Source organism: Chromatium okenii (genome assembly GCF_016583745.1).
In the GTDB taxonomy this organism is placed as follows: Bacteria; Pseudomonadota; Gammaproteobacteria; order Chromatiales; family Chromatiaceae; genus Chromatium; species Chromatium okenii.
Genome location: NZ_NRRQ01000088.1, coordinates 1 through 1,528 on the forward strand (window position 1 = coordinate 1; position 1,528 = coordinate 1,528).

The 1,528-nt window shown below is 63.2% G+C and carries 1 protein-coding gene; it reads right to left on the reverse strand.

Going from position 1 to position 1,528, the window contains the following annotated elements; genetic code table 11:
* The coding region (locus tag CKO12_RS14220) for an Ig-like domain-containing domain (protein WP_200155377.1) at nt 1–1,528 on the reverse strand (1,528 nt) is incomplete at both ends.

Sequence of the window (1,528 nt, forward strand, 5' to 3'; positions counted from 1 at the left end):
TCGGCCGCCGCAGTGGTGAAGCTCAACGCGGTGGTGCTGCTGATGCCGGTGTAGACGTTGTTCGCCGCGTCCTTAAAGGCGCCGCTGTCGATCAGCACATAGTATTCGGTGCTGGCATCAAGGTCGGCGCTCGGATTGACCGTGACCACACCGCCCGCAATCGCGATCTGCGGATCGTCGGCCGCGATGGTGGCGACCACGCTGTTGTCGCTGGTCTTGTAAATGACCAGGTTCTTGCCGGTGACGGCGGTGACGTTCTCGTTGAAGGTCAGCACGATGTCGCTGCCGACCACAACCGCCGTGGCGTTGTCCACTGGGGTGCTGCTGGTGAGCGTCGGCGCGGTGGTATCGGCCGCCGCAGTGGTGAAGCTCAACGCGGTGGTGCTGCTGATGCCGGTGTAGACGTTGTTCGCCGCGTCCTTAAAGGCGCCGCTGTCGATCAGCACATAGTATTCGGTGCTGGCATCAAGGTCGGCGGTCGGATTGACCGTGACCACACCGCCCGCAATCGCGATCTGCGGATCGTCGGCCGCGATGGTGGCGACCACGCTGTTGTCGCTGGTCTTGTGAATGACCACGTTCTTGCCGGTGACGGCAGTGACGTTCTCGTTGAAGGTCAGCACGATGTCGCTGCCGACCACAACCGCCGTGGCGTTGTCCGCCGGGACGTTGCTGGTGAGCGTCGGCGCGGTGGTGTCGGCCGCAGCAGTGGTGAAGCTCAACGCGGTGGTGCTGCTGATGCCGGTGTAGACGTTGTTCGCCGCGTCCTCAAAGGCGCCGTTGTCGATCAGCACATAGTATTCGGTGCTGGGGTCAAGGTCGGCGGTCGGATTGACCGTGACCACGCCGCCTACAATCGCGATCTGCGGATCGGCAGCATCGATGGTGGCGACCACGCTGTTGTCGCTGGTCTTGTGAATGACCACGTTCTTGCCGGTGACGGCAGTGACGTTCTCGTTGAAGGTCAGCACGATGTCGCTGCCGACCACAACCGCCGTGGCGTTGTCCGCCGGGACGTTGCTGGTGAGCGTCGGCGCGGTGGTGTCGGCCGCCGCAGTGGTGAAGCTCAACGCGGTGGTGCTGCTGATGCCGGTGTAGACGTTGTTCGCCGCGTCCTTAAAGGCGCCGCTGTCGATCAGCACATAGTATTCGGTGCTGGCATCAAGGTCGGCGCTCGGATTGACCGTGACCACACCGCCCGCAATCGCGATCTGCGGATCGTCGGCCGCGATGGTGGCGACCACGCTGTTGTCGCTGGTCTTGTAAATGACCAGGTTCTTGCCGGTGACGGCGGTGACGTTCTCGTTGAAGGTCAGCACGATGTCGCTGCCGACCACAACCGCCGTGGCGTTGTCCACTGGGGTGCTGCTGGTGAGCGTCGGCGCGGTGGTATCGGCCGCCGCAGTGGTGAAGCTCAACGCGGTGGTGCTGCTGATGCCGGTGTAGACGTTGTTCGCCGCGTCCTTAAAGGCGCCGCTGTCGATCAGCACATAGTATTCGGTGCTGGCATCAAGGTCGGCGCTCGGAT